Genomic DNA, 25,283 nt, shown 5'->3' with positions numbered 1-25,283 from the left:
CGGTGTCAGGAGACGTTCGGCGGCAGGACGGCGCCACGCTTGCTCGCGTCGGCGTTGCTCAGCCGGCCCGTGCCCGCGAAGGTCGACAGCAGATCGAGCTCTCCGTTGATGACCGTGGCGAGGCGGCGGATGCCGTCACCGATGCGCTCCGGCGTCGGGTAGCAGAACGAGAGGCGGATGTTCTGACGTCCGTCTCCGTTGCCGTAGAACGCGGTACCCGGCGTGTACGCGACGAGCTCCTTCACTGCGCGCGGCAGCATCGCCTTGGAGTCGAGCTCCTCGGGCAGCGTGACCCAGACGTAGAAGCCGCCGTTCGGGTTCGTCCAGCTGAGGCCGGGCAGATGGGTCTGCAGGCCCTTCAGCATCGCTTCCTTCCGCTCGCGGTAGACGCCGCGGAAGGTGTCGATCTGTCCGCGCCAGTCGGCCGTCTCGAGGTACTTCGAGATGACCAGCTGGCTGAAGGACGACGGACTGAGGACGGCCGCCTCGTTGGCGAGGATCAGCCGCTCGCGGATCGCGTGCGGGGCGAGAGCCCAGCCCACCCGGAAGCCGGGAGCGAGCGTCTTCGAGAACGTGCCGAGGTAGATCACTCCGTCCTCCTCCAGCGAGCGCATCGCCTTCGGCGGGACGTCCTCGAAGTAGAGGAGGCCGTACGGGTTGTCCTCGAGCACGAGGATTCCCTCGGACTTGCAGATCTCGAGGATCTCGACGCGGCGCTCCCAGCTGAGGGTCACGCCCGCGGGGTTGTGGAAGGTGGGGATCGTGTACAGGAACTTGATCGTCTTCCCGGCGGCGCGCACGCGGGCGATGTGCTCGCGGAGGGCCGCGGGGATGAGCCCGTGCTCGTCCATGGGGACGTGCTCGACTTCGGCCTGGTACGACCGGAAGATGACCATCGCCGTGACGTAGCTGGGGCCCTCGGAGAGGACGACGTCCCCCGGGTCCAGGAACAGCTTCGAAACGAGCTCCAGGGCGTGCTGAGAGCCCGTGGTGACCACGATGTCGTCCGCGCTGGCGGAGATGCCCTCGAGGGCCATGACGTCGAGGATCTGCTCGCGCAGGACGGGGACGCCCTGGCCCGACCCGTACTGCAGCGCGACGGGCCCCTGCTCCCGCATCACGGTGTCGATGGCGCCGGTCACCAGGTCCTGGGGGAGCGCGGACACGAACGGCATGCCGCCGGCGAGCGAGACCACTTCGGGGCGTGACGCGACGGCGAACAGGGCTCGAACCTCGCTGGCGGCCAGACCGGCCGTGCGCTCCGCATAGGAGTTGTACCAGGGGTCGAGGTTGGTGCCGCGGTTGGTCACGATGGTTCCGCTTCGCTCGGTGGACAGTGTTTCTCCGGCCGGAGCCGGGTGGATCCACAGTACCGGCCGGTCCTGTGCTGCGGCGGGGCGGTCGGGCGCCACCGCAGGGATCGTGGCCTGCGCCCCAGCGGGTCTGTTTCACGTGAAACAGCCCCGGGAACGAGGAGAGCCCCCGTCACGACGTGACAGGGGCTCTCGGAGACCGCAGAGGGCGGTCAGGGGTGCGAACTCAGAGGAACGCGGCCAGGTCGGCCTCGAGGGCCGGCTTCGGCTTGGCGCCGATGACAGTCTTCACGACCTCGCCGTTCTGGTAGACCTTCATCGCCGGGATCGACGTGATCTGGTACTTCGCAGCGGTCTGCGGGTTCTCGTCGACGTTCAGCTTGACGATCTCGATCTTGTCGCCGTGCTCGGCCGAGATCTGGTCGAGGATCGGCGCGACCATGCGGCAGGGGCCGCACCACTCGGCCCAGAAGTCGACCAGGACGGTCTTCTCGGAGTCGAGGACGTCGGACTGGAACGATGCGTCGGTGACGCTCTTCGCGGTGGACATGGTGTTCTCTCCTTCACGAGTCGGCGGGCTGCCGGCTCCGATGTGCGATGACCGGACGGTCAGCGGGTGATGAGCTCGGCCCGGGGTGAGCCTTCGGTGTGGGCGGTGCCATCGGCGAGCGAAGCGAGGTAGTGCTCCGCGTCGAGGGCGGCGACCGTTCCGGATGCCGCGGCGGTGACGGCCTGACGGTAGGTCGGGTCGATCACGTCGCCGGCGGCGAAGACGCCGGGAACGGAGGTCTGGGAGGAGCGGCCGACCACCGAGATGGTGCCCTCGGTGGTGAGGTCGAGCTTGCCGTGCACGACGTGCGTGCGCGGGTCGTTGCCGATCGCGATGAACAGGCCGTCGAGGTCGAGGTGGGACTCGGTGCCGTCGACCGTGTCGCGCAGCTTCACGCCGTCGACGTGGTTCTCACCGGTGATGCCGGTGACCTCGGCGTTCCAGATGAACTCGATCCTCTCGTTGTCGAAGGCGCGCTTCTGCATGACCTTCGAGGCGCGGAGAGAGTCCTTGCGGTGGATCACGTAGACCTTCGCGGCGTGCTTGGTGAGGAAGGTCGCCTCCTCCATGGCGGAGTCGCCTCCGCCGACGACGGCGATGGTCTTCCCCTTGAAGAAGAAGCCGTCGCAGGTGGCACACCACGAGACACCGTGTCCCGACAGGCGGTCCTCATCGTGGAGGCCCAGCTTGCGGTAGGCGGATCCGGTCGCGACGACGACGGTCTTCGCCTCGATGCTCTCGCCGGAGCCGAGGTGAACGGTCTTGATCTCACCCTCGAGATCGAGGGAGGTGACGTCGTCGTAGAAGGTCTCGGCGCCGAACTTCTCGGCCTGCGCCTGCATCGAGGTCATCAGCTCGGGGCCGAGGACGCCGTCGGGGAAGCCGGGGAAGTTCTCGACGTCCGTCGTGTTCATCAGGTCGCCGCCGATCTCGACCGACGAGGCCACGACCACCGGGTGCAGCTCGGCGCGCGCCGCGTAGATGGCGGCGGTCCAGCCGGCGGGGCCGGATCCGATGATGACGATGTCGCGCACGGCAACTCCTCGGGGTCTGTACGAGCGGTGACGGGTGGGGCGGGAGCCGAGCACCCGGAGCCGGTCGCTCGAATCGTTCCGCGGCTCCGTGGGCTACAACACATCCTAGGCGGGCACTATTCCGCGGGCCCGGGAGTGCCGGTCGTGCCACGCGCCGCTCGATGCAGCAGCCCAGGAAATGCACTCTGACCAGGCTTTTACCGGAGCAGCATCAGCGGCCCAGTCGGCGGAGCACCGGAGCGAGGACGGCGCGCAGCTCCGGCACCCGGAGGAACCAGAGGACCGCGAAGTAGACGAGCGCCATCACGGTGCCGATCGCGGCCATCGAGAGCAGCGGCTCCACGTAGTTCGAGACGGCGAAACCGCCCGCGCGCGTGCCGCCGAGGGCGACCAGGACGCCGTAGCCGGCGGCGGCGGAGGGCACCGCGGCGAGGACGAACTGCGCGAGCCTGACGAGGATCCGCCTGCCTCCGCGGCCGCCGAGCCGGCGGCGCAGGAGGAGGGCCGCCACGAGGGCCTGCACGCAGATGCCGAGCGAGGTCGCAGCGGCGATGCCGACAGCGGTGCGGTCGGCGGGGAGCCGGAGCACGATCAGGTACCCGGCGACCGCCACGACGACCTGCACCAGGGTGAACAGGAACGGCCGCGCCCCGTCGCTCAGGGCGTAGAACGCGCGCTGCATGATGGCGATCGAGGAGAACAGCGGCAGGGCGATCACGTAGGCCATGGCGATCGCTCCGATGGCCTGCGCGTCCGCGTACGAGTCGGTGAAGACGGAGCCGAACGGCACTGCGACCAAGACGATCGCGGCGGCGGCGAAGACGAGCATCATCAGCACCAGGCGGAGCGAGGTGGAGACGTCCGAGCGGAACTCCTTCATCTCCCCCCGCGCGGTGTGGCCGCTCATCTTGGTGAAGTACGCCATGGCGATCGAGATCGCGATGACCGAGTGGGGCAGCATGAAGATCAGCCACGCCTTCTGCAGCGCCGCGGCCGAGGGCCCCTCGCCGGACGCGGTGGAGGAGACCTGGCTCTCGACGATGCCGGCGACGATGGTCAGCAGCACCGTGGCGAACGACCACAGCGACATCCGCCCGGCCGTGCCGAGGCCGACGCCCCGGAAGCGGAAGTCGGGGCGGTAGCTGAGGCCGACCCTCCGCCAGAAGAGCATCAGGAACAGCGACTGGACGACGATGCCCAGCGTCGCGCTCCCGCCGAGGAGGGTGACCATCGCCGGGGACCACGAGTCGACCGGACGGTTCCCCTCCGGATCGGCGCCGAACAGCACCATGAAGGCGACGAGCCCGGCGATCACCACGACGTTGTTCAGCACGGGCGCCCAGGTGAAGGGGCCGAACGAGCCGCGGGCGTTGAGCACCTCGCCGAGGATCGTGAACAGGCCGTAGAAGAAGACCTGCGGCAGGCACCAGAACGCGAAGGCGACGGCCAGCTGGTACTGCTCCGGTCCGTAGCCGGGCGCGTAGAGGCGCACGAGCAGGGGAGCGAGGACCGTGGCGGCGATCGTGGTCACCAGGAGCAGGCCGAGCGCCAGGGTCAGCAGGCGGTTGATGTAGCCGCGGCCGCCGTCGGCGTCGAGGCCCGCCCGCACGATCTGCGGGACGAGGACGGCGTTCAGAGCGCCGCCCGCGATGATCGAGTAGATCGTGTTGGGGAGCAGGTTCGCCGTCGTGAAGGCGTCCGCGCCCGGCGCGACCGCGGCTCCGATCGTGTTCGCCATGACGATCGACATGATGAAGCCGAGGATCCGCGAGACCATCGTGCCGGAGGCGAGGACGGCGCTCGCGCGTCCGAGGGAGAAGCTAGCCACGCGGGTCCGATCGCTGGTCGTCGAGATCGGGCTGGACCTCGAGCACGGCGTTCGGGTCCTCCTCGTCCTCAGGGGTGTCGCCTCGACGGCGACGGCGGATGTTGCGGAGGATGCCGGCTCCGAAGACGACGACGAGCGCGATCCCGATGACCAGGGTGCCGACGGTCTCCCAGTCGGCGCGGACGCTGGTCGTCATGCCCGTGGGGGTGCCGATGGGGACGCCCTGCGCCGAGGTCAACTGCAGGCCGAGGCTCGTCTCTCCGTTGCCGACCCGGGCCTTCACGGGGATGAGGACGCGGCCCTGCGAGCGGGCGTCGATCTCGGTGGTCTCGATCGCCTCCTCGTCGATGTCGAGGACGGCGTTCGAGGTCGAGGCCTGGATGCGGACGGCGATCGGCCAGGGGAGCTCGTTGCGGACGTACACGGGGATGCTCGAGTCGCGGGAGACCTGCAGGATGCTGCCGGTCGCGTCGATCGACACCAGCGAGAGCGTCCGGTCGGCCTCGGTCATGGCCGCGCCGACGGCGTCGCCCCAGCCGCTGCTGTCTCCGCGCCAGGTCACCGAGAGCAGCGCCAGCACGTCGTTGCGGCTCTTGCCCGACAGCAGCTCCGGCTCCTGCAGCACGGAGGAGAACGCCTCGACCTCGGAGCCGGCGTCGAGCAGGTCGCGCACCCGGTCGAGGCGCGACTCCGACTCCGGCGAGTCGACGACGCTGGCGCCCTCGGTCGCGGGGACGGCGAGGGCGGTGGAGAGGGCGACTCCGCGGGCCCAGGGCAGCGACTCGATCGCGTCGAGGGTCTCGGAGAGGCGCGCGGCGCCGATCGCGGAGCCGCGGCCGAGGGTGAGCACGACGTCCGGCGCGGTCCCCTCCTCCTGCACCTCGGCGAGATCGGTGGCGATCTCGGACATGCGGGCGCGCCACTCGGTGTCGTCGGTGGCAGTTGCGGCCGCGTCGAACGCCTCGGTGAGGCGCGAGTCGGCCACGACCAGGTCCGAGTCGCCGACGGTGGCGCGCGAGGTCGTGGTCACCTCCTCCGGCAGCAGGAGACCGGAGGAGGGGACGACCGTGCGGTTCATGCCGCTGGCCGCGTAGACGTCGAGGTCCGACCCGCGGAGGGTGCCCTCGTCGGGCCAGGCGACGTTGCCGAGGGAGGTGCTCCAGTCGGAGGCGAGCAGCGACTCGGTGCTCGGACGCGCCGGCAGGTCCTCGGCCGGCTGGTCGGAGTCGACGGCGACCGTGGGCGCCGGGCTGGCGGTGCCGGGGACCGCGGCGAAGCGGGTGTCGTCGATCGCGTACTCGAAGGAGGTGGGAGAGAGGAGCGCGGAGAGCCCGGCCTGAGCCTGGGCCGAGACGTCGGCGTCGGCGTACGGCAGTGCGAAGCGCTCGTTCGGCACGGACTGCAGCCGGTCGAGCCAGTCGAGGGCCGACTCCGGAGCGGCGCTGCCGAGGATCCGGATCGAGGCGAGGATGCGCGGGTCGACCCCGATCGTGACGCCCTTCCCCGCGACCGCGTCGAGCTGTTGGGTGAGGGTCCCCGTGCCGTCGGTGTAGTCGGCGAGGGCCTCGGCCGAGAGCAGGCCGTCGGCCGTGTCCGGGACGGTGAGCGGGACGAGGACGCTGACCCCGGTCTCTCTCTCCGGGACCGCCGCGTCGTCGGTCAGCTCGACGGCCGTGCGGGCGGTCGAGACGACACCACCCGGACCGGTGACCGTGACGAGGACGGCGTGGGTGCCGAGTGCGGTCCGGTCGTTGGAGAAGGGGATCTGGTCGACCGGCACGGTGAGGCCGGCCTCGGCGGTGCTGGAGGGCAGCAGGCGCAGCTGGGCGGTCGCACGGACCGGGTCGGTGTCGTTGTCGGCCTCGGCGTCGAGCCAGTCGTGCAGCTCCGCGCGGGTGTCGAGGGTGGCGTAGGAGAAGGCGACCGTCACGTCGGCGCTGTCGATCGCCTCGGTGGTGCTGTTGCGCACGGCGATCGAGAGCTCGAGGTCCTGGCCGGGCCGCAGGACGCCGTCACTGCCGGCCCCGGCGGTCGTGGTGACGGTGCCTCGAGCGGGCGTCGAGGTCGCCGTCACGGCGGAGATCGGGGCCGCCAGGGCGGGGGAGGCCACGCCGGTCAGGCCGAGCGCGAGGGCGGCAGCACCTGCCGAGCGGAGCAGGAGGAGGGCCGCCCGCGAGCGGCGGGAGCGGAGGGAGGGGTCGCGCCGATGCATCGGACTCACTCGGCCTCCATGCGGGTGATTCTACGGGCAGCCCTCCTCGGGGCAGGCGGTGCGTCCGCTGTGCACGCGGTTCCCCCTGTAACCCCCTGGCACGGTGACCCGCTGCCGGGACACCCCCCGCCACTAGGATCGTGCGAATGCACAGCGTCCAGACCGCTCTCGAGACCCTCCGCGCGCTCGCGGGGACGCCCACGGTGACGCGGCTGGCGGAGGCGTTCGCGGCCCAGGGCCACGAGCTCGCGCTGGTCGGCGGCCCGGTCCGCGACGCCTTCCTCGGCCACGGCGTGCACGACCTCGACTTCACCACCTCCGCACGCCCCGACGACATCGTGCGGATCGTCGCTCCGATCGCCGAGGCGCACTGGGACATCGGCCGGGCCTTCGGCACGATCGGCGCTCGCGTGGCCGGCGAGACGGTCGAGATAACGACCTACCGCAGCGACAGCTACGACGGGGTGAGCCGCAAGCCCGAGGTCGAGTTCGGCGACACGCTCGAGGGCGACCTGGTGCGGCGCGACTTCACGGTCAACGCGATGGCGCTGCGGCTCCCGGAGGTCGTCCTCGTCGACCCCTCGGGAGGAGTGGAGGACCTGCTCGCCGGCCGGCTGCGCACCCCCTCCCCCGCCGACCTCTCCTTCGGCGACGATCCGCTCCGGATGCTCCGCGGCGCGCGCTTCACCTCGCAGCTCGGCTTCCGCACCACCGACGAGGTCGAGTGGGCGATGGCCGAGCTCGCCGGCCGGATCGACGACGTCTCGGCGGAGCGCGTGCAGGAGGAGCTGCGGAAGCTCCTCGCGACCGCCTCGCCCCGAGCCGGCCTGGAGCTGCTCGTCGACACCGGTCTGGCCGGTCGCTTCCTCCCGGAGCTGCCCGCGCTGCGCCTGGAGCAGGACGAGCACCACCACCACAAGGACGTCTACACCCACAGCCTCACCGTGCTGGAGCAGGCGATCGCGCTGGAGGAGTCGCGGCACCCCGGAGCCGCGCCCGACGTCGTGCTGCGGCTCGCCGCCCTCCTGCACGACATCGGGAAGCCGGCCACGCGGCGGCTCGAGCCGGGCGGAGCGGTGAGCTTCCACCACCACGACCTGGTCGGCTCCAAGCTCGCGATCAAGCGGATGCGCGCACTCAAGTTCGACAACCAGACGACGAAGGACGTGGCCCGCCTCATCGAGCTGCACCTGCGCTTCTTCGGGTACACGGACGGCGCGTGGACCGACTCCGCGGTGCGCCGCTACGTGACCGACGCCGGGCCCCTGCTCGAGCGGCTGCACATCCTCACCCGCGCCGACGTGACCACGCGCAACCGCCGCAAGGCCGACCGGCTCGCGCACGCCTACGACGACCTCGAGGCGCGCATAGCCGAGCTCGCCGAGAAGGAGGAGCTCGCCTCCAAGCGCCCCGACCTCGACGGCACGCGGATCATGGAGATCCTCGGCCTCGCCCCGGGCCCCGAGGTCGGACAGGCGTACCGGTTCCTGCTGGAGCTGCGGCTCGAGGAGGGGCCGCTCGGCGAGGAGGTCGCGACGCAGCGGCTCCGCGAGTGGTGGGCGTCTCGCTGAGGCGCTGAGCCGGGCCGCGTGCCCGCCCCGCCCTGCACCCGGGGTGGTGCGCCTCGAGCGGATCCGTCCGGCGCGTCGCGGCGGTCCTGTTGTAGTCTGTACAGGTTGTCCACGACCAGACGCACTCGCGTCCGCGGGAGTGGGCAGATGCTACATACCCTCCTGTCACGGAAATACCGTGGCCGTTCAGTCCGAAGGAGGTGGGTTAGTGACGCATCAGTACGAGATCATGGTCATCCTGGACCCCGAGATCGATGAGCGCACCGTCGCTCCGAGTCTCGACAAGTTCCTCAACGTCATCCGCACCGATGGTGGATCCATCGACAAGGTCGACGTCTGGGGCCGCCGTCGTCTGGCGTACGAGATCAACAAGAAGTCCGAGGGCATCTACGCCGTCGTCGACTTCACGTCGACCTCCGCCGCAGCGAACGAGCTCGACCGTCAGCTGAAGCTGTCCGAGGCCGTCATGCGCACCAAGGTGCTGCGGGCCGAAGAGGGCATCGCCCAGGTCGCGGCCGCCGCGAAGCTCGCCGACGAGAAGGCCGCCCGCAAGGCTGCCAAGGCCTCGGCCGCTCCCAAGGCGTAGCGCTCATGGCCGGCGAGACGATCATCACCGTGGTGGGGAACCTCACCGCCGACCCCGAGCTGCGCTACACGCAGGGCGGGCTCGCGGTCGCGAACTTCACCATCGCCTCCACGCCGCGCACCTTCGACCGTCAGGCGAACGACTGGAAGGACGGCGAAGCGCTGTTCCTCCGCGCCTCCGTCTGGCGCGAGTTCGCCGAGAACGTCGCAGGAACGCTGACCAAGGGCAGCCGCGTCATCGCGACCGGCCGCCTGAAGCAGCGCTCCTACGAGACGAAGGAAGGCGAGAAGCGCACCAGCATCGAGCTCGAGATCGACGAGATCGGGCCCTCGCTGCGCTACGCGACCGCGCAGGTCACGCGCGCCTCCGGTGGAGGCGGACGCGGCCAGGCCGGTGGCGGCCAGGGCAACGGCGGTCAGATCGGCGGCGGCCAGGGCGGCTTCGGCGGCGGCGGTCAGGGGGGCTCCGGCAACGCCGGCGGCAACCGTGGCGGTCAGGCCGAGGAGCCGTGGGCGCCGAGCGCTCCCGCCGGTGGCGACGTGTGGAGCACGCCGGGCAGCTACAACGACGAGACGCCGTTCTGAGCCTCGGCTCGGACGCTCTCCTCACCTGAATCACGCCTCCCCCGCACCGCGATCGCTCGCGGCGGGGCAGGGGCGAACCAGAATCTAAGGAAACCACTATGGCTGGAAAGAGCAGCGGCGACCGCCGCAAGCCGATCCGCGGCAAGGGCGCGAAGAACGCGGCCCCCGCGAAGTCGGTCCGCGTGGGTGTCATCGACTACAAGGACGTCGCGACCCTCCGCAAGTTCATCTCGGAGCGCGGGAAGATCCGCGCCCGTCGTATCACCGGCGTCTCCGTTCAGGAGCAGCGCCTCATCGCCCGTGCCGTCAAGAACGCCCGCGAGATGGCGCTCCTGCCCTACGCCGGCAGCGGAAGGTAGGTAACGGTATGTCCAAGGTCATCCTGACCCACGAGGTCGACGGACTCGGCTCGGCCGGCGACGTCGTCGACGTGAAGAACGGGTTCGCCCGCAACTACCTCATCCCGCAGGGCTTCGGCGTCGCGTGGACCCGCGGTGGCGAGAAGCAGGTCGAGCAGATCAAGTCGGCGCGAGCCGCTCGTGAGCACAAGACCATCGAAGAGGCCCAGCACACCAAGCAGGTCCTCGAGGCCAACCGCGTGAAGCTGACGGTCAAGGCCGGCAAGGACGGCCGCCTGTTCGGCTCGGTGAAGACCTCCGACATCGCGAACGCGGTGGCGGCGGCAGGATTCGGCGAGCTCGACAAGCGCAAGATCGTCATCTCGAACGCGATCAAGCACGTCGGCGAGCACGAGGCCGTGGTGCGTCTGCGCGACGACATCCAGGCCACTGTGAAGCTGCAGGTGGTCGCGGCCAAGTAAGGCCGCGAGAACGCCGCGGAGGGCGGTGCGACGGGACTTCCGAGTCCCCTCGCACCGCCCTTCGTCGTTCCCGTTCTCCACAGCTCCATCCACATACACCCTCCGGCGGGACCAACCTTCACTGTGGTCTTGAGACTCTTTTCCCCACACACCTGTGGAAAGCAGGAAATGCCTGGTCAAGAGCCGGAAAAAACTTGCTGAGGGCCGCTGATCCCACAGGGTTGTCCACACGTTGCCCACAATGGGCCCGGCGTTTCCCCTCGGTTCTGCACAGCTCTCTCCACAGGGCGGTTTGCGTGCCGCGGGCGGCGGTCCGTAGGGTGGCGCAGCGCCCCGCGAGGGGTGCGGGCAGGCGCCCGCGCGCCGCTGTCGGAGGTCGCTGGTAGACCGGATCCCGGCACCGGCTCGACCGGACGCGCAGCACCCGACAGGAGGAGGCGAAGGCATGACGATCGCGCACCTGGCGGTACCCGGCTCGGACGGACGGGACGGTCGCGGTGACCGCGGCGAGTCGCGCGGGAACGAGCGGACCCCTCCGCACGACCTCCTCGCCGAGCAGTCGGCGCTGGGCGGCATGCTGCTCTCGAAGGACGCGGTCGCCGATGTCGTCGAGAGCGTCAAGGGCACCGACTTCTACATCCCCAAGCACGAGATCGTCTTCGACGCGATCCTCGCCCTCTACTCGCACGGCGAGCCGACCGACGTCATCGCGGTCACCGACGAGCTCACGAAGCAGGGCGAGCTGCAGCGGGCCGGCGGCGCCGACTACCTGCACACGCTCACCTCGATGGTCCCCACCGCGGCCAACGCCGGGTACTACGCCTCCATCGTCGCCGAGCGCGCTCTGCTGCGCCGCCTCGTCGAGGCGGGCACCCGCATCGCGCAGATGGGCTACCAGGGCGAGGGCGAGGTGCTCGACCTGGTCAACACGGCGCAGGCCGAGATCTACAACGTCACCGGCTCCGAGACGGCGGAGGACTACGTCCCGCTGACCGACGCGGTGACCGTCGCGATCGACGAGATCGAGGCGGCCGCTCACAAGGACGGCAGCTTCACCGGCGTCCCCACCGGCTTCGCCGACCTCGACGACCTGACCAACGGCTTCCACGCCGGGCAGATGATCATCGTCGCCGCGCGCCCCGCGCTCGGAAAGTCGACGCTGGCGCTCGACTTCGCCCGCGCCGCCGCGATCAAGCACAACATGGCCACGATCTTCTTCTCCCTCGAGATGGGGCGCAGCGAGATCGCGATGCGCCTCCTCTCGGCCGAGGCGTCCGTGCCGCTGCAGCACATGCGCAAGGGCACGGTCGACCAGCGCGACTGGACGACCATCGCCTCCACCCGCGGCCGGATCAACGACGCGCCGCTCTACATCGACGACTCGCCCAACATGACCCTCGTCGAGATCCGGGCGAAGTGCCGCCGGCTCAAGCAGCGGGTCGGGCTCAAGATGGTCGTCATCGACTACCTGCAGCTGATGACCTCCGGCAAGAAGGTCGAGAGCCGCCAGCAGGAGGTCTCGGAGTTCTCCCGTGCCCTCAAGCTCCTCGCGAAGGAGCTGCAGGTGCCGGTCATCGCGCTCTCGCAGCTGAACCGAGGCCCCGAGCAGCGCGCCGACAAGCTCCCCGCCATCTCGGACCTCCGCGAGTCCGGCTCGATCGAGCAGGACGCCGACATGGTGATCCTCCTGCATCGCGAGAGCGCCTACGAGAAGGACAACCCGCGCGCGGGCGAGGCCGACCTCATCGTCGCCAAGCACCGCAACGGCCCGACCCGCACGGTCACTGTGGGCTTCCACGGCCACTTCTCGCGCTTCGCCGACATCCCGGCGGTCTGACGTGACAGGCGCCGCTGCCGTTCCCGAGCCCGTCGACGTCCCGCTGGGCGGCGGGTCGATCCGCCTGGGCCAGTTCCTCAAGTTCGCGGGGATCCTCTCGGGCGGCGAGGCCAAGGAGGCGGTCGCCGAGGGGATGGTGACCGTGAACGGCGAGGTCGATCTGCGCCGCGGCCGCCAGCTCGCCGTCGGCGACGTCGTCGGGTTCGACCGGAACCGCTTCCGCGTCTGCGAGTGAGGGCGACCGCCCCTCGGCGGGTGCGATCGGCCGAGACGCCGCGGAACGGATGAGACGCCGCTCAGAGGCGGGCGCGTCGGCGTGTTGAGCGGTGGCTCGGCGCACACTGGCTCCTGGACATCCCGGGACGACAGGAGACGCGCGTGCAGCTCGGCATTCACTTCATGAACTTCACTCTGCCCGGGGGGAGCGCGCAGATCGCGCCGATCCTCGGAGCGACCGCGCGGACGGCCGAGGACGTCGGCTGCGCCTGGTTCACGCTGATGGACCACTACTTCCAGATGGAGCACTTCGCGACGAGCGAGGATCCGATGCTCGAGGGCTACACCTCGCTCGGTTTCGTCGCCGGCCGGACGGAGCGGATGCGGCTGGGTCTCCTCGTCACCGGCGTGACGTACCGCCATCCGGGACTGCTCGCGAAGATCGTCACCACCCTCGACGTGCTCTCCGGCGGGCGCGCGATGCTCGGCATCGGGGCCGCCTGGTACGAGCGCGAGCACCTCGGGCTCGGCGTGCCGTACCCGCCGCTGAAGGAGCGGTTCGAGCGGTTGGAGGAGACGCTGCGGATCTGCCGTCAGATGTGGAGCGACGACGACGGGCCGTTCGAGGGGACGCACTACCGGCTCGCCGAGACGCTGAACCACCCGGCGCCGATCCAGCAGCCCGGCCCGCCCATCCTCATCGGCGGCGGCGGCGAGAGGAAGACGCTGCGGCTGGTCGCGCAGTACGGCGACGCCTGCAACCTGTTCGGCACCGGCGCGGACGACGTGGCGCACAAGCTCGACGTGCTGAAGCGGCACTGCGACGACCTCGGGCGCGACTACGCGACGATCACGAAGACCATCACCGGGGGCGGCGATCCGATCGGCGACCCCGACGGCTTCGTCCGCGCGATGGAGGAGTACGCGGCGCTGGGGATCGACCACGTGCAGCTGGCCCCGGCCGGGCCGGATCCGGAGGGGTACGTCGCCCGGCTGGGCGAGGGCGTGATCGAGCGGGTGGCGGCTCTCGGCTGAGGGCTTCGGGACGCACGGCACTCCGACCGGTTCGGGTGCCGCGGGCGTCACCGCTGATCCGCTCCGCCGGCCGGGTCCGCCGTCACCGGCGCGAGGACTCCAGTGGCGGCCATGTCCCGGGTCGGGGGACGCCGTCGGCGGATACTGCCCCCCGTCAGGGTCGCGGCGGAGACGCGGGCGAGGAGCGCGACCTACGGTTCGAGCCTCCCACCTCGGGTTGTTGAGCTCACGCTGACGTGGGCAGATCGCTGGCCTCATGCCGCACGTGTCCTCTCGTACCTCGCTCCGCCGTCATCGGCAGAACCGCAGAAGAGGGGCGATCGGGACGGGTGTCGTCCTCGCCGTCGTCGGCGCCGCGCTCTCTTCGCCGGCGTCTCGGCGCAGGCGGCCACTGCTCCCGACCTCGGCACGGCGGAGGACTACTCGGTCCTGGCCGCGTCGACCGTGACGAACACGGGGTCGAGCGTCCTGGACCAGAGCGTCGGGGTCAGCCCGCTGACCGCCGTCACCGGGTTCCCGCCCGGACGGACGGACGGAGTGATCCACCGCGGAGACGCGGAGGCGGCTCAGGCTCAGGCCGACGTGGGCACCGCCTACGGACAGCTCGCCTCGCAGGCGACGACCGCGCAGATCGGCGCCGAGATCGGCGGCAGCACGCTGAAGCCCGGGGTCTACACCGCGGCCGGACCGGTCGGAGTGACGGGGACGCTCACGCTCGACGCGGAGGGCGTCAACGAGGCGGTCTTCGCGATCCGCGCCGCGTCGACGCTGACGACGGCGTCGTCGAGCACGGTGGCCCTGATCAACGGAGCGCAGGCCTGCAACGTCTACTGGCAGATCGGCAGCTCCGCGACGCTCGGCACCGACTCGGACTTCGTGGGCTCCGTGCTCGCCTCGGCCTCGATCACGGTGACGACGGGCGTCTCCGTCGAGGGCCGCGCACTGGCCCGCACGGGAGCGGTCACGCTCGACTCCAACGACTTCACCGAGCCGGGCTGCGAGCCCTCCGACGGCGGACCGTCGCCGACGGCTACGCCGACCATCACGCCGACCGTGACGCCGACCGTGACGCCGACCGTGACGCCGACGGTCACGCCGACCGTGACGCCGACCGTGACCCCGACGGTCACGCCCACCGTGACACCGACCGTGACCCCGACGGTCACGCCCACCGTGACGCCGACGGTCACGCCGACAGTCACGCCGACCGTGACCCCCACGGTCACGCCGACCGTGACGCCCACGGTCACGCCGACGGTGACCCCGACCATCACTCCGACCGTGACCCCGACGGTGACCCCCACCGTCACGCCGACCGTGACCCCCACCGTCACGCCGACCGTGACCCCCACCGTCACGCCGACCGTGACGCCGACGGTCACACCCACTGTCACGCCGACCGTGACTCCCACCGTCACCCCGACGGTGACTCCCACCGTCGTGCCGACGGTGACTCCGACGGTGACTCCCACCGTCGTGCCGACGGTGACTCCGACGGTGACTCCGACGGTGACGCCGACGATCGCGCCCACCGTGGCCCCGACGGTCACGCCGACGACCACGCCGACGGTGACCCCGACCGTGGCTCCGACTGCGACTCCCACCACCACGCCGACCGCGACGCCCACGGCCTCGCCGACTCCGACCGCGACCACAGCGCCGCGACCGGCGCCCTCCCACGCCGCGGTCGTTCCCGTGTCCGGGTCGAACGGTCCCCGCGGTCCGGCTCTCGCCTCGACCGGAGTGGACGCCGCAGCGACGGCGACCGCCGGAGTGCTGGGCCTGCTCGCCCTGGTCGGCGGCGGTCTGATGCTCCTCACCCTCCGACGCCGCGGTGAGCGCACCGGCAGCTGATCCCGGCTGATGACCGGCAGCTGATCACCGCCAGGCCGTGCGCCGGACTCCCGAGGGGTCCGGCGCACGTCTGCGCCCACGATCGCGCTCCGCCCGTCTCTCGGGTGTCCTCGCCGATGCGCGCTGGCCCGCTCGTGCGTCGAGACGCCGCTCCGAGCGTCGGGACACCGCTGAGGAGGCGGTGTCCTCCGCGTTCTCGCGGAGGGCGGGGGCGTCAGCCGGAGGACTCCCGTGGCACGAGACGGACGGGCATGGCCTGCACGCCCGCGGTCGGACGTCCGTGGATCGCGTTCGAGAGCTCCTCCGCGGCGGCGCGGCCGAGCGTGTCGAGCATCATGTCGATGCTCGAGAGCGGCGGGCGGGCGGCCTCGACGAGGAGGTCCCAGTTGTCGAAGCCGACGACGGCCACGTCCTGCGGCACCCGCCGGCCGGTCTCGCGGAGGTGGTCGAGCGTGCCGCGGGCGATCTGGTCGCTCGCGCAGATGATCGCGTCGAGGTCCGGATGCGCGCGCAGCAGCGTCTCGGCGCACTGGCGACCCCAGCTCTCGGACCACTGCCCGAAGAGGATGCCGCCGCCGACCAGCGGCAGCCCCGCCTCCGTCAGCGCCTGTTCGACGCCCCGGGCACGGTCGTGTGCGGCGGTGTAGCTCGGCTCGCCGTTGACGAGGGCGATCCTCGTCCGTCCGCGCTCGATCAGGTGGCGGGCGGCGAGGACGCCGGCCTGCACGTTGTCGGGCGTGAAGGAGGAGTCGCGCGGATCCTCCGAGGGCGCGTAGGCGTAGACGACCGGCACCGGGATGGTGCGGGTGATCGAGGGGCGCGGGTTCGTCGTCCGGCCGAGCACCACGATCCCGTCGACGCGCTTGGCGAGCAGGTTCTTGATGTGGTGCTGCTCGCGGATCGAGTCGCCGCGGGCGTCGCAGAGGAGCACCGACGTCGATCCGGCGCCGAACGCGTCCTCGGCGCCGAGCAGCACGGGGAGAACGAAGCGGTTGTCGAGGTCGTTCGTGAGCATCCCGATGGTGCCCGTGCGCCGGGAGTTGAGGGCCTGCGCGAACGGGTTCGGGGTGAAGGAGAGGGCCTCGGCGGCGTCCAGCACGCGCTGGCGGGTCTCGGCGCGCACCTGGTCGCGGCCGTTGAGCGCCTTGGAGGCGGTGGCGATCGAGACGCCGGCGGCGGCCGCCACGTCGGTGAGCGTGATGGTGCCGGTGGGCTTGCGTGGTGGCACCGCGCCTCCGTTCCGGGCCCGGCGGGCCGCCGCGTCGATCCTCGCACGTCTCCGGCGAAAAACCGAAAAGACCGAAAAGGTCGCATCTCTTGACGTACAGACCACCCCTGCCTAGGTTTACCCGACAGAAAGTAGTTTCGGCCCGGCGCAGACGATCGGGACGACTGCCGAGGAATCCGTCAACGACGAAGGGATCATCCGTGAAGACGAGGAAGCACGCTCGGGGCCTCGCCGCCGCCGTCCTGCTGGGAACGGCCGCGGCCGCACTGACCGGCTGCGCGAGCGGCTCCGGGGGCGACTCCGGCTCCGCCGCGGGAGGCAGCTACACGTTCTGGGACCCGTACCCCCAGTTCGACGAGTCGTCCGACTGGGCGAAGCTCATCGACTCCTGCGGGACCGAGGCCGGCGTCACCGTCGAGCGCACCGGCTACGACACCACCGACCTGACCAACAAGGCGCTGCTCGCCGGGCAGCAGGGCAACTCGCCCGACCTCCTGCTCGTCGACAACCCCGTGGTCTCGACGCTCGCGGAGTCGGGCATCCTGACCACGACCGCCGAGTCCGGGCTCTCCACCGAGGGGATCGACGCGAACATCCTCGCGGCCGGCCAGACCGGCAGCGACACCTTCGGCGTGCCGATCGGCGCCAACACGCTCGCGCTGTACTACAACAAGGCCGTGCTCGAGAAGGCCGGCGTGGACGCCGCCTCCATCACCGACTGGGCCGGGCTGACCGACGCGCTCGAGAAGGTCACCGCCTCCGGCGGCAAGGGCATCACGTTCTCCGGCATCGGCACGGAGGAGGGGACCTTCCAGTTCCTGCCGTGGTTCTGGGGCTCCGGCGCCGAGCTGACCGACCTCGACTCGCCCGCCGCGGTCGACGCCGTCTCGCTCTGGAGCGACTGGCTCGAGAAGGGCTACGCGCCCAACTCCGTGATCGGCAACACGCAGACCACGAGCTGGCAGGAGTTCGAGACCGGCGAGTACGCGTTCGGCGAGAACGGCACCTGGCAGCTGGCCAACGCGAAGGCCTCGGGGATCGACTACGGCGTCCTGACCATCCCGTCGAAGGACGGCGGAGCGGCCCCCGCACCGACCGGAGGCGAGTTCCTCACCCTCCCGGTGCAGTCGGACACGGCGCGCTACGAGACCTCGAAGCAGATCGCCGAGTGCCTGACCTCGACGGAGAGCCTGGTCACGACCGACAACACGCTCTCGTACATCGCGCCGACGGCCGAGGCGCAGCAGGAGCAGGTCGCCGGCAACGCCGACCTCGAGCCGTGGGTCACCGCCGTGCAGGCCGCGAAGGGCCGCACCTCGGACGACCTCGGCACGAAGTACCCGAAGATCTCGGAGCAGCTGTGGGGCGCGGTGCAGACCGTGCTCAGCGGCTCGCAGTCTCCCGAGGACGCCCTGAAGGCCGCCCAGTCGGCCGCCGAATCCGCCACGAAGTAGGACGACCGGGGGCTCCCGCTCCCCGAACGAGGTCCCTCCGGCCGGTGCTCCGCGCACCGGCCGGGGGGACGGGAGAGACCATGACCACTGCCACCGAGACCGCCCGCCTCCTGCGGCGCGGCACCGAGCCGCCGGCCCCGCCCGCCCCGGCCGCCGAGAGCCGTCGGCGCCGTCGGCGCCCCGAGGGCGGCCGTCTGGTCGCGTGGGCGTTCCTCGCCCCGCTCGTCGCCTACCTGCTCGTCTTCTACGCGTTCCCGCTGTACCGCAACCTCGAGCTGAGCCTGAAGGACTACACGGTCCGCTCGTTCGTGCAGGGGAACGCGCCCTTCGTCTGGTTCGACAACTACGTCCAGGTGTTCCAGGACGCGACCTTCGGCCCGGCGCTGCTGCACACGGCGGTCTTCACCGGCGTCTCGCTCCTCTTCCAGTTCACGCTGGGGCTGGCGCTCGCCGTGTTCTTCTACCGCCGCTTCCCCCTGGCGAGCACGCTCCGGGCGCTGTTCCTGGTGCCGTGGCTCCTGCCGCTGATCGTCTCGGCCTCGACCTGGTCGTGGATGCTCAACAGCGACTCCGGCATCGTGAACGCGTTCCTGGAGTCGTTCGGGATCGGCCAGATCAACTGGCTCACCTCGCCGACCACCTCGCTGATCGCGGTCCTGATCGCGAACATCTGGATCGGCATCCCGTTCAACCTGGTGATCCTCTACTCCGGCCTGCAGAACATCTCGCAGGACCTCTACGAGGCGGCCTCGCTCGACGGCGCGACCGGCGCCCAGCAGTTCTGGCGGATCACGCTGCCGCTGCTGCGGCCGGTGTCGGCGATCACGATCCTGCTCGGCCTCGTCTACACGCTGAAGGTGTTCGACATCATCTGGATCATGACGAAGGGCGGCCCCGCCGACTCCTCGACCACGCTCGCCACCTGGACGTACCAGCTCGGCTTCGGCTCGATGCTGCCCGACTTCGGACCGGCCGCGGCCGTCGGCAACCTGCTGATCATCCTGGCCCTCGTCTTCGGCCTCGTGTACATCCGGGTCCAGCGGAAGCAGGCCGACTCGTGACCGCCCGCCGCCCCTGGTACCTGACGGTGGTCGGGATCGCCCTCACGGCGGTCATGCTGTTCCCCGTCTACTGGATGATCAACGTCTCCCTCACTCCGACCGGCTCGATGCGGAAGGATCCGCCGGACTGGTTCCCGTTCTCGCCCACGTTCACCGGCTACCAGGCGGTGCTGAGCGAGCAGCTGCCCTACCTGGGCACCAGCCTCGTCGTCGGCCTCGGCACGGTGCTGCTGACCGTGGCGATCGCCGCTCCCGCCGCCTACTCGCTGGCGAAGCTGCGGCCCCGCGGCGGGCAGGCCCTCTCGTTCGTGCTGCTGATCGCGCAGATGATCCCGGCGATCATCATGGCGATGGGCTTCTACGCCATCTACCTCAACCTGGGGCTGCTCAACTCGATCCCGGGCCTGATCGTGGCCGACTCCACCATCGCGGTGCCGTTCGGCGTGCTGATCTTCACGGCCTTCATGTCGGGGATCCCCGACGAGCTCACCCAGGCGGCCCGGATGGACGGAGCGAGCGCCTGGCGCACCTTCACCTCGGTGATCATGCCGATCAGCCGCAACTCCGTCGTCACCGTCTCGCTGTTCGCGTTCCTCTGGGCCTGGTCGGACTTCATCTTCGCCTCGACGCTCGACAGCGGCGGGAAGCTCCAGCCGATCACCCTCGGCATCTACAAGTACATCGGCAACAACAACCAGGAGTGGAACTCGATCATGGCGACCGCCGTGGTCGCCTCGCTCCCGGCCGCCGTCCTCCTCGTCGTCGCCCAGCGGTACGTCTCGGCGGGAGTCACCGCCGGCGCCGTCAAGGACTGACCCGTCCCTCCAAGGAGACACCGTGACCCTCACCGCCCCCACCGCCACCGCCCTCGGCGGCCCGGTCGCCCCCTCGCGGAGCGTGCTCCGGCCGCTCCGCCAGGACGAGATCAGCCTCACCGGCGGCTTCTGGAAGCACTACCAGGACCTCAACTCCTCCGCCGTCATCGAGCACTGCCGCTCGTGGATCGAGCGCGTCGGCTGGGCCGGCAACTTCGACCGCGCGGCCGACGGCTCGATCTCGTCCGCCGAGGGCGGCGACGCGCACGCGGGCATCGAGTTCGTGGACTCCGAGGTCTACAAGCTCCTCGAGGCCATGGCCTGGGAGCTCGGCCGGAGCGACGACGCCGGGCTGCAGGAGCGGTACGACGACCTCGTCGCGCGGGTCGCCTCCGCCCAGGACCCGGACGGGTACCTGCACACGAGCTTCGGCCGGCCCGGCCAGCGTGCGCGCTACTCCGACCTGGAGTGGGGCCACGAGCTGTACAGCTTCGGGCACCTGATCCAGGCCGCCGTGGCGCGGCTCCGCACCGGGCACGACGACCTCCTGCCGCAGGTCGCCCGGCGCCTCGCCGACCACGTGCACCGCGAGTTCGGGCCCGAGGGGAGGGTCGCCGTGTGCGGCCACCCCGAGATCGAGCCGGCGCTCGCCGAGCTGGCGCGGGCGACGGGGGAGGAGCGCTACCTCGAGCTGGCCCGCCTCTTCGTGGAGCGGCGCGGGACGGGGACGCTGAAGCCGATCGCGTTCGGCGCCGAGTACTTCCAGGACGACGTGCCCGTGCGCGACGCGGAGGTGCTGCGCGGCCACGCGGTGCGGGCCCTCTACCTCGCCTCCGGGGCTCTCGATGTCGCGGTCGAGACCGGCGACGCCGAGCTGGAGGAGGCGGTCCGCCGCCAGTGGGAGGCGACCGTCGAGCGGCGCACCTACGTCACGGGCGGGATGGGCTCGCACCACCAGGACGAGGCGTTCGGCGCCGACTACGAGCTGCCGCCGGACCGCGCCTACGCCGAGACCTGCGCGGCGATCGGCTCCACGATGCTCAGCTGGCGGCTCCTGCTCGGCTCGAACGAGCACCGCTACGCGGACCTGATGGAGCGGACGCTGCTGAACGCGGTGCTCCCCGCCACCCGCGACGACGGCCGCGCCTTCTTCTACACGAACACGCTGCAGCAGCGCGTCGACGGAGTGGCGCCGGACGAGTCGCGCGAGACCGACCGCGCGCAGTCCAGCCTCCGCGCGCCCTGGTTCTGGGTCTCGTGCTGCCCGACCAACACCGCCCGCACCCTCGCGAGCGTCGAACTCGGCTTCGCGACCGCCACCGACGACGGGGTGCAGCTCCACCAGTACGGCGCGTACGAGGTGCGCACCGGAGGCGTCGCGCTGCGCGTCGAGACGGAGTACCCGGCCGACGGCGAGATCGTCGTGCGGATCCTCGAGGACGCGGAGTTCGCGTTGACGCTGCGGGTGCCGCCGTTCGCGCGGGGCTCGGCGCTGCTCGACGGCGAGCCGGTCTCGACGCCGACCGTCACCGTCCGCCGGGCGTTCTCCGCCGGCGACACCGTGCGGCTCTCGCTGCCGACGACGGCCCGCTTCGTCGCCCCGCATCCCCGGATCGACGCGGTGCGCGGCCAGGTCGCCCTCGAGCGCGGGCCGTTCGTGCTGGCGATCGAGTCGCTCGACCTGCCCGAGGGCCTGGACACCGAGCACATCGCGGTCGACGCCTCGGTGCCGCCCGTCGTGACGGCGGAGGGAGCGCGCGTGTCCCTCGTGGCGCGGGAGGCGGCTCCCGGCTGGCCCTACGGCTCCGTGCCTGTGGAGGAGGGGCGCCGCTTCGAGGCGGAGTTCCGGCCGTACCACCGCTGGGCGAACCGCGGACCGTCGACGATGCGGATCTGGACGCCGACGGCCTGACGGGCACCGCTCGCGAGAACGCAGAAGTCGTCGCACTCGAGCGCGAGTGCGACGACTCCTGCGGAGTGGCTGCCGTTGCGGCGCCTGCGCTCAGATCCAGCCGCGCTCGCGGGCCTCGATGACCGCGCGCTGGCGGGTGTCGACGTCGAGCTTGCGCAGGATCGACGAGACGTGGTTGCGGACGGTGCCGGAGGAGAGGTGCAGCGCCGCGCCGATCTCGCCGATCGTCTCGCCGCGGGAGCCGGCGCTGAGCACGTCGAGCTCGCGGTCGGTCAGCGGGCTGCGCGTGCTCGCCAGGGCGTCGGCGGCGATCTCCGGATCGACGTAGCGGCGTCCGCTCGCGACCTGGCGGATCACCTCGGCGACGTCCTCGACCCGGCGCGACTTCGGCAGGAAGCCGCTGACGCCCGCTCCGAGCGCTCGCCGCAGGACCCCCGGCCGCGCGTGCCGGGTGACGACCACGACGCGCGTCGCCGAGACCCGGCGCAGCCGCTCCGCCGCCTCGATCCCGTCGAGCCCGGGCATCTCGACGTCGAACAGGCACACGTCGGGCTGCAGGCGCAGCGCCTCCGCGACCGCCTGCTCGCCGTCGCGGCACTCGCCCACGATCTCGAGGTCCTCCTCGAGGCGGAGGAGCGCGGCCAGCGCCGTGCGGATCATGTCCTCGTCGTCGGCGATCAGCACCCGGATCACGAGTCGCTCCCCACCGGCAGGCGCGCGTCCAGCTCGAAGGAGCGGCGGACCGCCCCGGCGCGCAGCGTCCCCCCTGCCCGCTCGACCCGCTCCGCCATGCCGAGGACGCCCGAGCCGGTCCCGTCCGCCTCCTCCGCGTCCGGTGCCAGGTCGTTCACCGCCTCGAACCGCCACTCGTCCTGCTCCCGCGCGAGCCGCAGCCGCGCGCTGGAGCCGCCGCCGTGCTTGAGGATGTTCGTCGTCGTCTCGCGGACCACCGGCCCGAACGTCTCGGCCGGCGCGTGAGCCGCCGCCGGGTCGACCTCGAGCTCGACGCGGAGCCCGGCCGAGCGGAGGAGGTCGGCCGCGTTGGCCAGCTCGTCGACGAGCGGGACGCTGCGGAAGCGCGTCGCCAGCTCGCGGGTGCCGGTGCGGGCGCCGTCGACCGAGCGCTGGGCGGCGCGCAGCTGCTCGAGCGCGGCGTCCGGGTCGCTGCCGAGGAGGCGCTCGGCGAGCTCGAGCTGCAGCGCGATCACCTGGAGGTGGTGGCCCTGGAGGTCGTGCACGTCGCCGGCGAGCAGCAGGCGCTCCTGGGCCGCGGCGAGCCGGCCCTCGGCGGCGCGCGCCCGGTCGAGCTCGCGGACGATGTCCCACCACCACAGCGCGCTGACGACCGTCAGGGGCAGCAGCGTCGCGAACAGCAGGAGGGTCGAGAGCGCGGCCGACGTGTCCGGCGCCGCGCGCGTCTGCTCGAGCACCGCCGCGACCGCGAGGACGATCGTGCAGAGCACCATCACCCGGAGCCGCACGCCGCTCTGCCAGGGCAGCACGGCGACCAGGGTCGCGGCGAGCGAGAGCCCGAGCGCGAGGCTCCCGGCGGCCGTGCCGGTGAGCGCGGCGGCCGCCACTCCGAGGCAGAAGACCAGGGTCGGCGCGGCCCGGAGGCGCACCGGGCCCTCGCGGTCGGCGCGCCGGTACGCGAGCGCGGTCGGCGAGAACACCGCGACCCAGGCGGCCGCGCCCAGGAAGTAGGCGGCCTTCCGCCACTCCTCGGCCTCGGCGCTCAGCACCGCCACGGACCAGACGGCCAGGACGACCACCACGAAGGAGGCGGCCGACGCGAGGGTGTACCACCAGGTCACGGCGACGCCGCGGCCCGCGCGCACGGGCGGATCCGCCTCGGTCGTGTTCACCATGCGGCCCAGGCTACGACCATGACACTTGTCACCCCTCGGGCCGTCGATCCTCCCGGGACGCGGTGATCCGGCGGCACTGCCGCAGCGGGCGCGGACACGGTCGGATGGAGGAGTCCCGAGAGCCGGGGCCACGTAGCGGAAGGCACGACCATGACGATCATCAGCGACGCGATCCTCGGATTCCAGGACCTGATCGGCCGCGTTCCCGAGCTCGTGCAGCCCCTCGTCGTCGCCGCGGCCGGGGCCGTCCCCTTCATCGAGGGCGAGGGAGCGGCGAGCATCGGGATCATCGGCGGCATCCACCCGGTCGTCGCCGGGCTCGCGGGGGCGATCGGCAACTTCGTCTGCGTGGCGCTGCTCGTGCTGCTGGGCACCGGCGTCCGCTCGGCGATCACGGGCCGCTCGGAGGCGAAGCGGACGACTCCGCGGCGCGAGAAGTTCCAGCGGGCCTTCACCCGCTACGGCGTCCCGGGCGTGAGCCTGCTGGGGCCCCTGCTGCTCCCGACGCACTTCACCGCGGTGATGCTGGCGGGCGCCGGAGTCGGCCGCGGGCGGATCCTGCTCTGGCAGGGCGTCGCGATCGCACTGTGGACGACGGTGCTCACGGTGATCGTCGGGCTCGCGGTCTCGGGCGCGACGCAGGCGGGCTGAGCGGGCCGGACTCGGTCCTGAGGCGTGCGACCCCGGTGGCGCAGAGGCGTCCGCGCCACCGGTCAGTGCCGGATGCGCCGTCCCGGTCCGCCGTCCGGGTCCGCCGGGCCGGCGGACTGCAGGTGGGTGTGCAGGCGGATGAGGGTGTCGCGCAGCCGGGTCTTGACGGTGCCGAGCGGGATCGACAGCTCCTCCGCTATCTCGGAGTGGCTGTACCCGCGGACGTAGGCGAGGTAGAGGACGTCGTGGTGGATGGCGGCGAGCTGCCGGATCGCGCCGGCCGCGGGCGCCAGGGCGAGCCGGACGTCCGAGCGCTCCCACTCGTGATCGCGCGGCCGGTCGAGGACCGTGTACTGCAGCTCCCGGCGCCGCGCCGACCGGTCCGCACGGGCGCGGTCCACGGCCCGGCGGTGCGCGACCTGGGCCAGGAAGGCGAGGACGGGACGTCCCGGGTCGAGCGAGCGCGCAGTGCGCCAGAGCTCGAGGTAGACCTCCTGCGCGACCTCCTCGGCGGCGGCGCGGTCGTCGAGCACGGCGTCCGCGACGGAGACGACCCTGCCCGCGGTGAGCGAGTAGAGCTGTCGGAAGGCGGTCCGGTCGCCCGCGCAGACCCGCAGCAGCAGGGCCGCTGACCGCGCAGGGCTGTCCCCGGGCTCACGCCGCTTGCCCGTCATCGTCGACACAGGGCTCAGCCTGGCACCGCGGACGCGCTCCTCCCGGGGTCGTGCCCCGAGAGGTGGCCCCCGTTAGAGGCTCACTTTCGCAGGAGTCCGCCGATGCGCGCCGCACGCCCGCCGATGCGCGGCCCCGGTCGCGCACGGGCCCGTGCGGCGGCGTCGACGGACTGGGCCGCC

At 71.6% G+C, this 25,283-nt stretch carries 23 protein-coding genes; 14 read left to right on the top strand and 9 right to left on the bottom strand.

The annotated features are described in order from the left end of the window. Window positions 1–5 precede the first annotated feature (5 nt). From C5C57_RS03825 to C5C57_RS03805, 5 genes are all read right to left on the bottom strand, one after another. The gene (locus C5C57_RS03825; RefSeq protein ID WP_104297327.1) at window positions 6–1,310 is read right to left on the bottom strand and encodes a PLP-dependent aminotransferase family protein; all 1,305 of its coding nucleotides are present in this window, start codon (window positions 1,308–1,310) and stop codon (window positions 6–8) included. Window positions 1,311–1,539: 229 nt separating this feature from the next. Continuing rightward, on the bottom strand, window positions 1,540–1,863 hold the full coding sequence (gene trxA / locus C5C57_RS03820) for a thioredoxin (RefSeq protein ID WP_104247024.1): 324 nt from the start codon (window positions 1,861–1,863) through the stop codon (window positions 1,540–1,542). A 59-nt stretch (window positions 1,864–1,922) separates the two neighbouring features. Continuing rightward, a complete protein-coding gene (gene trxB, locus C5C57_RS03815) occupies window positions 1,923–2,897 on the bottom strand; it encodes a thioredoxin-disulfide reductase (protein ID WP_104291944.1) in 975 nt (324 codons plus the stop codon). A gap of 211 nt (window positions 2,898–3,108) precedes the next feature. Further along, on the bottom strand, window positions 3,109–4,725 hold the full coding sequence (gene murJ, locus C5C57_RS03810; protein WP_258072728.1) for a murein biosynthesis integral membrane protein MurJ: 1,617 nt from the start codon (window positions 4,723–4,725) through the stop codon (window positions 3,109–3,111). Continuing rightward, a complete protein-coding gene (locus C5C57_RS03805; RefSeq protein WP_104247026.1) occupies window positions 4,718–6,937 on the bottom strand; it encodes a DUF6049 family protein in 2,220 nt (739 codons plus the stop codon). The genes murJ and C5C57_RS03805 overlap by 8 nt, the downstream gene beginning before the upstream one ends. 146 nt (window positions 6,938–7,083) lie before the next feature. Here C5C57_RS03805 and C5C57_RS03800 point away from each other — a divergent pair, with 146 nt between their 5' ends. The 9 genes from C5C57_RS03800 (at window position 7,084) to C5C57_RS03760 (ending at window position 15,440) form a co-directional block, all read left to right on the top strand. Then, window positions 7,084–8,508, top strand: coding sequence for a CCA tRNA nucleotidyltransferase (locus C5C57_RS03800; RefSeq protein WP_104247027.1), 1,425 nt, complete (start codon window positions 7,084–7,086; stop codon window positions 8,506–8,508). Between the two features lie 208 nt (window positions 8,509–8,716). Then, complete coding sequence (gene rpsF / locus C5C57_RS03795) at window positions 8,717–9,094, top strand: 30S ribosomal protein S6 (protein ID WP_068207796.1); 378 nt, start codon at window positions 8,717–8,719, stop codon at window positions 9,092–9,094. 5 nt (window positions 9,095–9,099) lie between these two features. Then, the gene (locus C5C57_RS03790) at window positions 9,100–9,678 is read left to right on the top strand and encodes a single-stranded DNA-binding protein (protein WP_104222691.1); all 579 of its coding nucleotides are present in this window, start codon (window positions 9,100–9,102) and stop codon (window positions 9,676–9,678) included. Window positions 9,679–9,776: 98 nt separating this feature from the next. Next, complete coding sequence (gene rpsR / locus C5C57_RS03785) at window positions 9,777–10,037, top strand: 30S ribosomal protein S18 (RefSeq protein ID WP_055784551.1); 261 nt, start codon at window positions 9,777–9,779, stop codon at window positions 10,035–10,037. An 8-nt stretch (window positions 10,038–10,045) separates the two neighbouring features. Beyond that, window positions 10,046–10,498 carry a 50S ribosomal protein L9 gene (rplI, locus tag C5C57_RS03780; RefSeq protein WP_104222692.1) on the top strand — a complete coding sequence of 151 codons (453 nt, stop codon included), beginning with the start codon at window positions 10,046–10,048 and terminating at the stop codon, window positions 10,496–10,498. Window positions 10,499–10,943: 445 nt separating this feature from the next. Further along, entirely contained in the window at window positions 10,944–12,335 is a 1,392-nt protein-coding gene (dnaB, locus tag C5C57_RS03775; protein WP_104225797.1) for a replicative DNA helicase, read from the top strand. Between the two features lies 1 nt (window position 12,336). Next, window positions 12,337–12,570 carry an RNA-binding S4 domain-containing protein gene (locus C5C57_RS03770; RefSeq protein ID WP_104247028.1) on the top strand — a complete coding sequence of 78 codons (234 nt, stop codon included), beginning with the start codon at window positions 12,337–12,339 and terminating at the stop codon, window positions 12,568–12,570. Between the two features lie 143 nt (window positions 12,571–12,713). Beyond that, window positions 12,714–13,586 (top strand): LLM class F420-dependent oxidoreductase, encoded by an 873-nt coding sequence (locus tag C5C57_RS03765; protein WP_244229529.1) that lies wholly within the window; start codon window positions 12,714–12,716, stop codon window positions 13,584–13,586. A gap of 111 nt (window positions 13,587–13,697) precedes the next feature. After that, window positions 13,698–15,440 (top strand): ice-binding family protein, encoded by a 1,743-nt coding sequence (locus tag C5C57_RS03760; protein ID WP_104247029.1) that lies wholly within the window; start codon window positions 13,698–13,700, stop codon window positions 15,438–15,440. A 214-nt stretch (window positions 15,441–15,654) separates the two neighbouring features. Here C5C57_RS03760 and C5C57_RS03755 read toward each other — a convergent pair whose 3' ends face one another. Then, on the bottom strand, window positions 15,655–16,668 hold the full coding sequence (locus C5C57_RS03755) for a LacI family DNA-binding transcriptional regulator (RefSeq protein WP_104247030.1): 1,014 nt from the start codon (window positions 16,666–16,668) through the stop codon (window positions 15,655–15,657). 200 nt (window positions 16,669–16,868) lie between these two features. On the opposite strand from C5C57_RS03755, the gene C5C57_RS03750 reads away from it, so the two are divergent. The 4 genes from C5C57_RS03750 (at window position 16,869) to C5C57_RS03735 (ending at window position 21,910) form a co-directional block, all read left to right on the top strand. Further along, a complete protein-coding gene (locus tag C5C57_RS03750; protein WP_104247031.1) occupies window positions 16,869–18,122 on the top strand; it encodes an extracellular solute-binding protein in 1,254 nt (417 codons plus the stop codon). An 80-nt stretch (window positions 18,123–18,202) separates the two neighbouring features. Next, on the top strand, window positions 18,203–19,183 hold the full coding sequence (locus tag C5C57_RS03745; RefSeq protein ID WP_104247032.1) for a carbohydrate ABC transporter permease: 981 nt from the start codon (window positions 18,203–18,205) through the stop codon (window positions 19,181–19,183). Next, a complete protein-coding gene (locus C5C57_RS03740; protein ID WP_104222699.1) occupies window positions 19,180–19,998 on the top strand; it encodes a carbohydrate ABC transporter permease in 819 nt (272 codons plus the stop codon). The genes C5C57_RS03745 and C5C57_RS03740 overlap by 4 nt, the downstream gene beginning before the upstream one ends. Window positions 19,999–20,020: 22 nt before the next feature. Next, the gene (locus tag C5C57_RS03735; protein ID WP_104247033.1) at window positions 20,021–21,910 is read left to right on the top strand and encodes a glycoside hydrolase family 127 protein; all 1,890 of its coding nucleotides are present in this window, start codon (window positions 20,021–20,023) and stop codon (window positions 21,908–21,910) included. Window positions 21,911–22,000: 90 nt separating this feature from the next. Here C5C57_RS03735 and C5C57_RS03730 read toward each other — a convergent pair whose 3' ends face one another. Continuing rightward, window positions 22,001–22,603, bottom strand: coding sequence for a response regulator transcription factor (locus C5C57_RS03730; RefSeq protein WP_104222701.1), 603 nt, complete (start codon window positions 22,601–22,603; stop codon window positions 22,001–22,003). Then, window positions 22,600–23,778, bottom strand: coding sequence for a sensor histidine kinase (locus C5C57_RS03725; RefSeq protein ID WP_104247034.1), 1,179 nt, complete (start codon window positions 23,776–23,778; stop codon window positions 22,600–22,602). Before C5C57_RS03725 ends, C5C57_RS03730 begins: the two co-directional genes overlap by 4 nt. 150 nt (window positions 23,779–23,928) lie before the next feature. Here C5C57_RS03725 and C5C57_RS03720 point away from each other — a divergent pair, with 150 nt between their 5' ends. Next, window positions 23,929–24,429: a small multidrug efflux protein gene (locus C5C57_RS03720; protein ID WP_104225805.1), complete on the top strand. Its 501-nt coding sequence runs from the start codon at window positions 23,929–23,931 to the stop codon at window positions 24,427–24,429. 62 nt (window positions 24,430–24,491) lie between these two features. Here the strand turns inward: C5C57_RS03720 and C5C57_RS03715 are convergent, their stop codons facing one another. After that, on the bottom strand, window positions 24,492–25,103 hold the full coding sequence (locus tag C5C57_RS03715; RefSeq protein ID WP_244229683.1) for a sigma-70 family RNA polymerase sigma factor: 612 nt from the start codon (window positions 25,101–25,103) through the stop codon (window positions 24,492–24,494). Window positions 25,104–25,283: the final 180 nt, after the last annotated feature.

Source organism: Rathayibacter sp. AY1C5 (assembly GCF_002931705.1).
Lineage (GTDB): Bacteria > Actinomycetota > Actinomycetes > Actinomycetales > Microbacteriaceae > Rathayibacter.
This window is presented reverse-complemented; position numbering and strand designations above follow the sequence as displayed.

Coding starts and splice junctions, on each gene's coding strand:
- trxA (WP_104247024.1), bottom strand. CDS start 1,863: ATGTCCACCGCGAAGAGCGTCACCGACGCATCGTTCCAGTCCGACGTC.
- C5C57_RS03805 (WP_104247026.1), bottom strand. CDS start 6,937: ATGCATCGGCGCGACCCCTCCCTCCGCTCCCGCCGCTCGCGGGCGGCC.
- C5C57_RS03800 (WP_104247027.1), top strand. CDS start 7,084: ATGCACAGCGTCCAGACCGCTCTCGAGACCCTCCGCGCGCTCGCGGGG.
- C5C57_RS03790 (WP_104222691.1), top strand. CDS start 9,100: ATGGCCGGCGAGACGATCATCACCGTGGTGGGGAACCTCACCGCCGAC.
- rpsR (WP_055784551.1), top strand. CDS start 9,777: ATGGCTGGAAAGAGCAGCGGCGACCGCCGCAAGCCGATCCGCGGCAAG.
- rplI (WP_104222692.1), top strand. CDS start 10,046: ATGTCCAAGGTCATCCTGACCCACGAGGTCGACGGACTCGGCTCGGCC.
- dnaB (WP_104225797.1), top strand. CDS start 10,944: ATGACGATCGCGCACCTGGCGGTACCCGGCTCGGACGGACGGGACGGT.
- C5C57_RS03760 (WP_104247029.1), top strand. CDS start 13,698: ATGTCCCGGGTCGGGGGACGCCGTCGGCGGATACTGCCCCCCGTCAGG.
- C5C57_RS03745 (WP_104247032.1), top strand. CDS start 18,203: ATGACCACTGCCACCGAGACCGCCCGCCTCCTGCGGCGCGGCACCGAG.
- C5C57_RS03725 (WP_104247034.1), bottom strand. CDS start 23,778: ATGGTGAACACGACCGAGGCGGATCCGCCCGTGCGCGCGGGCCGCGGC.
- C5C57_RS03720 (WP_104225805.1), top strand. CDS start 23,929: ATGACGATCATCAGCGACGCGATCCTCGGATTCCAGGACCTGATCGGC.
- C5C57_RS03715 (WP_244229683.1), bottom strand. CDS start 25,103: ATGACGGGCAAGCGGCGTGAGCCCGGGGACAGCCCTGCGCGGTCAGCG.